The organism is Candidatus Accumulibacter cognatus, assembly GCF_000584975.1.
Taxonomy (GTDB): Bacteria; Pseudomonadota; Gammaproteobacteria; order Burkholderiales; family Rhodocyclaceae; genus Accumulibacter; species Accumulibacter cognatus.
The window spans coordinates 26,338-33,188 of sequence record NZ_JDST02000101.1; the positions used below are offsets into that span (position 1 = coordinate 26,338).

8 protein-coding genes are annotated in these 6,851 nt (G+C 60.6%); 1 reads left to right on the forward strand and 7 read right to left on the reverse strand.

From position 1 onward, the window contains the following. Positions 1-144: 144 nt before the first annotated feature. The 7 genes from AW06_RS17050 to ribBA all read right to left on the reverse strand — a co-directional run bounded on the left by AW06_RS17050 (position 145) and on the right by ribBA (position 6,177). A complete protein-coding gene (locus AW06_RS17050; protein WP_273704832.1) occupies positions 145-1,914 on the reverse strand; it encodes a hypothetical protein in 1,770 nt (589 codons plus the stop codon). Between the two features lie 135 nt (positions 1,915-2,049). Then, positions 2,050-2,559 carry a CinA family protein gene (locus AW06_RS17055; RefSeq protein ID WP_034952568.1) on the reverse strand — a complete coding sequence of 170 codons (510 nt, stop codon included), beginning with the start codon at positions 2,557-2,559 and terminating at the stop codon, positions 2,050-2,052. After that, entirely contained in the window at positions 2,556-3,062 is a 507-nt protein-coding gene (locus tag AW06_RS17060; RefSeq protein ID WP_046535333.1) for a phosphatidylglycerophosphatase A, read from the reverse strand. The genes AW06_RS17055 and AW06_RS17060 overlap by 4 nt, the downstream gene beginning before the upstream one ends. Beyond that, on the reverse strand, positions 3,034-3,993 hold the full coding sequence (thiL, locus tag AW06_RS17065) for a thiamine-phosphate kinase (protein ID WP_034952571.1): 960 nt from the start codon (positions 3,991-3,993) through the stop codon (positions 3,034-3,036). The genes AW06_RS17060 and thiL overlap by 29 nt, the downstream gene beginning before the upstream one ends. Positions 3,994-4,034: 41 nt before the next feature. Beyond that, positions 4,035-4,529, reverse strand: a complete 495-nt coding sequence (gene nusB / locus AW06_RS17070) for a transcription antitermination factor NusB (protein ID WP_034952574.1) — start codon at positions 4,527-4,529, stop codon at positions 4,035-4,037. Beyond that, positions 4,529-5,008: a 6,7-dimethyl-8-ribityllumazine synthase gene (gene ribH / locus AW06_RS17075; RefSeq protein ID WP_034952610.1), complete on the reverse strand. Its 480-nt coding sequence runs from the start codon at positions 5,006-5,008 to the stop codon at positions 4,529-4,531. Before ribH ends, nusB begins: the two co-directional genes overlap by 1 nt. Positions 5,009-5,043: 35 nt before the next feature. Next, the gene (gene ribBA / locus AW06_RS17080) at positions 5,044-6,177 is read right to left on the reverse strand and encodes a bifunctional 3,4-dihydroxy-2-butanone-4-phosphate synthase/GTP cyclohydrolase II (RefSeq protein WP_034952576.1); all 1,134 of its coding nucleotides are present in this window, start codon (positions 6,175-6,177) and stop codon (positions 5,044-5,046) included. Positions 6,178-6,543: 366 nt separating this feature from the next. On the opposite strand from ribBA, the gene AW06_RS17085 reads away from it, so the two are divergent. After that, positions 6,544-6,851 (forward strand): hypothetical protein (locus tag AW06_RS17085; RefSeq protein WP_273704833.1); only part of this gene is annotated, 308 nt, incomplete at its 3' end.

The window sequence follows — 6,851 nt, forward strand, 5'->3', positions numbered from 1 at the left end:
TTGCCTGTCCTTTTTCTTGAATGAGAGGAATTATCCCACGTTCGACCGCGCAGATCATGTCCACATCCGCGCCACCACAAATAATGTAATCATATACATTCATGTGAAAATGGACAGTATACGCAACCATTTCGCCTGCGGGCATCAGTTCTGGCGTGCGAGGCGGTTCTCTAGAAGGTCGATCAGAAACAGCAATTCACGCGCGGTACCCAGAGGAAAGCCTCTGCGCTCGCCATCGCGGTTGTCGCGCAAGAGTCTGTGCAGATAGGCCAGGCAATCGGGAGAACCCCAGGTACGTGTCACCATGACCTTGATATGTGGCAATTGCCCTACCCTGGGGAGGCGCACCAGCAGTTGTTCAATCGACCCCGACTGTTCATCGCTGGCAGCAAAGACCGGTTCAACGAGTTCTCCGGCGCTTTCCCAATCCGCTGCAGCGACATTGAAATGGCGTTTGAGCTGCAAACCGAGTGCTTCGAAGGCCTCACGCTGCTCGTTCTGCCGGTAAACCTCGAGCAGTTTCAACCAGGGAGTCACTGCGAGCGTCGGTTTTTGTTCGAGGAACTCTTCCAATACCTGTGCTGCGCCCGTGACACGTCCGAAGGAGATCATGATCTCTGCAAGTTGCAGTACTGCAGTCACTTCATCATCGTCGCGTGTCACCAACCCGCTCGTAACACCGCCCGGAATCAGCAGGGCATCCCCCCTCGACTCGTCCTCGGCAACGGTTACCGGACGCTCTGCGATCTGAATGGGCTGGCGATTTCTGTCGACAGCTTCGCTGAAGTTTTCCGGCGGAAACGTCGATTCGGCAATTTCCGACAGGCCGGATGCATTGCCGGAACGGCGGCGAAACAGCCAGGTCAAGCCGGCAATTAGCCCAAGCAGCAGCCCTGCCTCAAGCCACCAATCCGTATTTTCAGTCACTGGCGCGACTGGCGGCGCTGCCATCCGGGTTGGTGTGGTGGCCGGCTGCACGGGCGAGCTGGCCGGTATTGCTGCTGCGACGAGCGTCTGCTGCCTGCCCTGACCTAGGTTCTTCCTCTGCAGATCGTTGAGCGTCGCATCCAGCCTCCGCACCTGTTCCGCAACGGCCAGCTGCTGCTCAGCCTGCGTATGCAGAGCCGACAAGAGCTGGTACTCGATACGCAACATCGAGCGCTGACTCTCGGTCATCTTGTTCATTAATTGAACCGATGGTCTGGTACTCAAACGCAAAGGCAGGTCGCCGGCGATCCCGGACGGATGGCGGTCGGTGCCGCCGGAAAGGAGGAGGCGATCGATTGCGCCAGAACCAGGGGATGCTTTCCGGGGCAGAGGTCTTTCCGGTCGAAAGCTGTATGGCGTATCGCCTGCAGCGCCTGCTCCGGGAGTCGCGACCGGACGCACGGCTGGCAACACTTGCCGGGTGTCACCGAACTGCAAGCCTGTTACCGGCCGCGAACGGGAAACCTGCTCCGGCTCGGGGACCGCTGCCGCACGAATGGCGGGCAGGTCCACCGCAGGTTTCCTGGCCAGAGGAGGATCGATCAGCAGCAGGTACTTGCGTACCACTTCGGCGCCACAACCGGCATGCACATTGACCTGTAGTACCGGTTCGTTGATGACTTGGTCGGAAACAATATACAAACGCAGCCCAGCGCCACGCTGCTCAATGGAAACGCGACCGCGCGTCAGCAGCGCTACCCCCACATTCTCGTCGGTCTGGCCCCGCTGTCCAAGGTGGAAACATTCTGCCAGCGGTTGATTTGCGGCAGATACATCAAGAAGGGGTACCTCGGCTTCGAAGTGCGACCCCAGGCCTGACAGCACGGTCATCTTGCCGAGAACCACTGCCTCGGCCATCCCGACGGAACACAGCAGGATCGGCAATAGCCAGAGTAATCGCCATAACCGAAAAAAAGGTGAGTTCATGATGACTGAGCACATTGGGCTTGTAAGGGGAAGGCTCATTCGAGTGAATCATCTTATTATATGGCGGAGTTGATTGGCCGAAATGACGGGTGGAATTACTGGTCCAGGCGAACCGGCAGACCGCTGTCGCGGCCGTCAGGCCAGACGGCTCCCGGCCTGTTCGAGGAGCACGGTCAGGGCATGCGCAACCGACTGCGCCCGCACCGACTCGCGGCTGCCCTGAAAATGACGAGTGCATGATTCGACATATCCATCCGGTCCGACCCAGGCAAAGCAGACGGTACCGACTGGACGACCCGGCCCCCCCCCGCCCGGACCTGCAACGCCCGTGATGGCCAGCGCCCAGTCGGCACGACTTCGCTGCAGGGTGCCCAGGGCCATCGCCATGGCAGTTGCTTCGCTGACTGCGCCGTGTGCAGCGAGAGTGTCTGCGGTGACACCGAGAAGCTCGATCTTGGCGTCATTGGAATAGGTAATGAAACCTCGTTCGAACCAAGCAGAACTCCCGGCAACCGCGGTCAGACACTGCCCCAGCCAGCCGCCAGTACAGGATTCGGCCGTCGCCAGGCGCTCGCCATTCGCCAGCAGAAACTGACCGACTGCGGCGGCCAATGCTTCCAGGGAGGCTTGATCGTGCTGGCTCACGTCAATACGAAGCGCAGGATGGCCAGAACCAGCAATGTATGTCCCGCGGCCATCAGGTCGTCACACATGACGCCGAAACCATTCTTGACCTTCTCGTCGAAGTAGCGTGCCGGTGGTAGCTTGACGATATCAAAAAACCGGAACAGGCAAAAGGCGCTTGCCTGCCATAGCCAGTGCGCCGGACAGAACAGGAGCACCAGCCAGAAGGGAACGATTTCGTCCCAGACGATACTGCCGTGATCGATGACCCCGAGATCGACGCCGGTCTTGTGGACCGCCAGGATGCCGCCGAGGAAACAGAGCAGGAGGAACCCGAGCAGTTCGAAGTCGCTCATCGACGAACGTAACCAGGGGAATGTAAGCCAAGCGAAAAGGGTGCCTACCGTTCCCGGCGCCCGTGGCGACAGGCCGCTGCCAAAACCACAGGCAACCAAATGCGCGGGATGCACCAGCAGGAATTGAAGTGAAGGCGGACTAGCCAAAGTGATCGTATCCCTTTTCATTGATCGGTACCACCCGTCCCTGGTCGTCGAGCAGCGTCAGCTGGCCGGGGGCAGCGCCGACGACCAGGCCACAACGCCAGAGCGGCAAGGCCAGATGGTCGGCGAGTGCGGTGATCTCGGCACGCTTTTCGGGTGCAGCGGAGAATACCAGTTCGTAATCATCGCCGCCGGCAAGCTGGCATTGGCGGGCCAGCACGGGGTCTGCTGTCGTCGGCAACGGCGGTAGTTGCGCCACAAAAAGTTCGGCGGCGACCGCCGACCCTTGGAGGATGTGGCCAAGGTCAGCGAGCAGCCCATCGGAGACATCGATGGCGGCATGCGCCAGGCCACGCCGGCGTAGCTCAAGTCCCAGTTCGACGCGCGCCAGCGGCCGCTGCAGGGCAGCCAGACAGGGTTTGAGCAGTGGCTCGGCAAGCACGGTTCGCCCCTGCAGGTGTGCCAGACCCAGGGCCGCGAGACCGGGTTGCCCGGACACCCAGAGGTCATCGTCGAGCAATGCCTGGTCACGACGTAAGGCCATGCCGATGGGAACCTCCCCGATGGCCGTAAGGCAGAAAGCGAGCGGGCCACGTGTCGTATCACCACCAATGATATCGACGCCGTAGTAACTGGCGCAGGCAAAGAGCCCGTCGGTAAAGGCGGCGATCCATGGCTCGCTCACTTCCGGCAGACTACCGGCAAGCAAGGCCCAGCGTGGCCTGGCCCCCATTGCGGCGAGATCGGAGAGATTGACTGCCAAAGTTTTCCAGCCAAGCTGGCAGGGATCCGTATCCGGCAGAAAATGTGTGCCGGCGATCAGCATGTCAGTGGTGATCGCCAACTGCATTCCCAGCGCGGGAGCAATCAGCGCACAGTCGTCACCAGGACCGAGGATTGCCTGCGGCGTCGGACGCACGAAATGATTGCGGATCAGTTCAAATTCACTGGTCATTGCCGCTTCCGAGCCTGACATTCAGTACCGCAACGCGCCACTTAACGGCCCTTGACACGCCCCCCCCGCTTGGCTTCTACCTCGGCCGGACGCAAGCCGGTAGCGAGTCTGTCGAGAACGCCGTTCACGTACTTGTGCCCGTCGGTTCCACCGTAACCCTTGGCCAACTCGATCGACTCGTTGATAATCACCCGATACGGCGTTTGCGGGTAATTGCTCAACTCGAAAGCCCCCGCCAGCAGAACGCAGGCTTCGATCGGTGAGAGGTCGTTGAAGGGACGATCGAGATAAGCTTGCAGTTTTGCCTCAAGAATCTGACGCTGCGCGAGTACGCCACGCAGCAGTCCGACGAAGAATTCCCGGTCGGCCTTGTCGAAATCATCGATATCACGCAGATGCGCCTCAATTGCAGCTTCGTCGTTACCGCTTACCCGCCACTGATAGAGTCCCTGCAGGACGAATTCGCGAGCCCGGCGGCGCGGCGACCTGAGCACAGCCGCTTTGCCGGCTGACGTTGCTGGCGACTGCTCGGCCATCATGAGGGCTCCCTGAGTGTGCGCAGCAGATTGGCCATCTCGACGGCTGCCTGTGCGCAGTCAACCCCCTTCTGCTGCATGCGGGCGAGCGCCTGATCGTCGTCTTCACACGTCAGAATTCCGTTGGCGATCGGGATGCCGCTCTTCAGCTGCACTTCCATCAGTGCCCGGCAGGAATCATTGGAGACGATCTCGAAATGGTAGGTTTCTCCACGAATCACCGCACCCAGCGCGATCAGGGCCTGGAAACGACCGCTGTCTGCCATGCCCTGCAAGGCCAGAGGAAGTTCCAGAGCGCCCGGAACGGTAGCGATGCGGACGCGGCTCTCAGCGACCCCAAGGCGCTTCAGTTCGCTGGTACAGGCACTGAGCAGGCCTTCGCCGATGTCCTGGTTAAAGCGGCTCATGACCACGCCAATCGCAAGTCCGTCGCCCTTGAGCGAAGCATCGTACTCGTAAATGCCTTCGTAACGTGCCATGGAAGGAGTGTCTGCAAGTTTTTTCGGGGTGCCCATTAGAGTCTTTCAAGGTCGGATGGCGTGGCGATGTAGCCTGTCACTTCGAGGTCAAAGCCGGTCATGCTTGGCATCCGGCGCGGGCTCGATAGAAGTTTCATCTTGCCGACACCGAGGTCGCGCAGGATCTGCGCGCCAATACCGTAGATACGGGGGTCCCAGCGTGTCGCCGTAGGTATGCCGGAGATCGGTTCACGGAGTAGCGCGAGCAGATCCTGGCCGCTTTCGGGACGGTGCAGCAGCACGATCACGCCAGCTTCCACCCGCGCCAGCGCGGCCTGCGCAACGTGCAGTGAAAAAGTATGCCGACCGCCACTTGGATCGAGGAAATCCACCACTGACAACGGTTCGTGGACGCGCACCAGAGTCTCCTTGTCGGGACGGATTTCGCCCTTGGTCAGAGCCAGGTGCACTTCGTTCGAGGTGCAGTCGGTATAGGCGTGCAGGGTGAACTCGCCGTGCACAGACTGTACCTGTTTGGAAAGGGTGCGCTCGATCAGCGTCTCATGTCGGCTCCGGTAATGAATCAGATCGGCGATAGTCCCGATTTTCAGAGCATGCGCACGGGCAAACTCGACGAGGTCGTCGAGGCGAGCCATGCTGCCATCTTCCTTAAGGATTTCGCAGATCACCGCCGCCGGTTCGAGCCCGGCCAACAGCGCCAGATCGCAGCCGGCTTCGGTGTGGCCGGCGCGCACCAGGACCCCCCCGGGGCGAGCCATGATCGGAAAGACATGGCCTGGCTGCACGATCTCGTCGGGTCGCGCGTTGCGGGACACCGCGGTAGCGATGGTCAGTGCGCGGTCGTGTGCCGAAATACCGGTAGTCACGCCTTCGGCCGCTTCGATCGAAACCGTGAATGCCGTACTGAAAGGGCTCCTGTTGTCGCGCGCCATCGGCGCCAAGCCCAATTGCCGGCAGCGCGCCTCGGTCAGCGTCAGGCAGATCAGGCCACGACCATAGCGGGCCATGAAGTTGATCGCCTCGGGTGTGACATGCTCGGCAGCCAGCACGAGGTCGCCCTCGTTTTCCCGATCCTCCTCGTCCACCAGAACCACCATACGCCCGGCGCGCATGTCGACGATGATCTCATCGATCGGTGAAATGTCCGCAGAAGTGCTTTGTGGTGCCATTGATACCTCCGCTGCCCGCACTCATACCTCGAGCCGGAAAACAGTGTGTGGTCCAGGATTGGTTGCCCATCCTGAGGTGTTCACTGGGGTCGATTCGTGCCGATCCGATGGCTTCCGATGGGCGGATATTGTTTGCAAAGGAGGATTCTCTCAGTTTCCGGGCCTCACCGCCATGCGCAAATGTGGTTGTATTATTCATCCGTGCCTGCCGATTCATCGCCGATCGAGCTTTCAACTGCCTAGTTATTCGTTTTATCATGTTGATATGGATGGAGTTGCCGCATCGGCCAGTGCATGGAACAGCGGCCGAATGTGCATCGGCAGGTGCCGATGTTTGTGGATGCCCATGATGAAGGGACCAGTTCAATGACCATGATTCAGACCTTGCTGTTGATCGCCGTTGCTGTGTTGGTGGGTATTCTTCTGATCCGTTTTTTCGTCGCTCGCCGTTCAGAATCTGAGCGAGCCGAGCGGGAGGCGCGTGCGCAAGCCGCTCGCGAAGCCGAACGTCAAGCCGCCGACAATGCCGCGCGCCAGGCCGCTGCAGCCGCCGCACGTCGACTGGCCGAGCGCCAGGCCACAGAAAAAGCCGAGCGCGAAGCCGCCGAGGCCGCTGCCCGGCGCGAAGCCGAACGTCAGGCCGCCGAGGCCGCCGCCCGGCGCGAAGCCGAACG

Coding starts and splice junctions, on each gene's coding strand:
- AW06_RS17050 (WP_273704832.1), bottom strand. CDS start 1,914: ATGAACTCACCTTTTTTTCGGTTATGGCGATTACTCTGGCTATTGCCG.
- nusB (WP_034952574.1), bottom strand. CDS start 4,529: ATGGCCGAGCAGTCGCCAGCAACGTCAGCCGGCAAAGCGGCTGTGCTC.
- AW06_RS17060 (WP_046535333.1), bottom strand. CDS start 3,062: ATGAAAAGGGATACGATCACTTTGGCTAGTCCGCCTTCACTTCAATTC.
- ribBA (WP_034952576.1), bottom strand. CDS start 6,177: ATGGCACCACAAAGCACTTCTGCGGACATTTCACCGATCGATGAGATC.
- ribH (WP_034952610.1), bottom strand. CDS start 5,008: ATGGCACGTTACGAAGGCATTTACGAGTACGATGCTTCGCTCAAGGGC.
- thiL (WP_034952571.1), bottom strand. CDS start 3,993: ATGACCAGTGAATTTGAACTGATCCGCAATCATTTCGTGCGTCCGACG.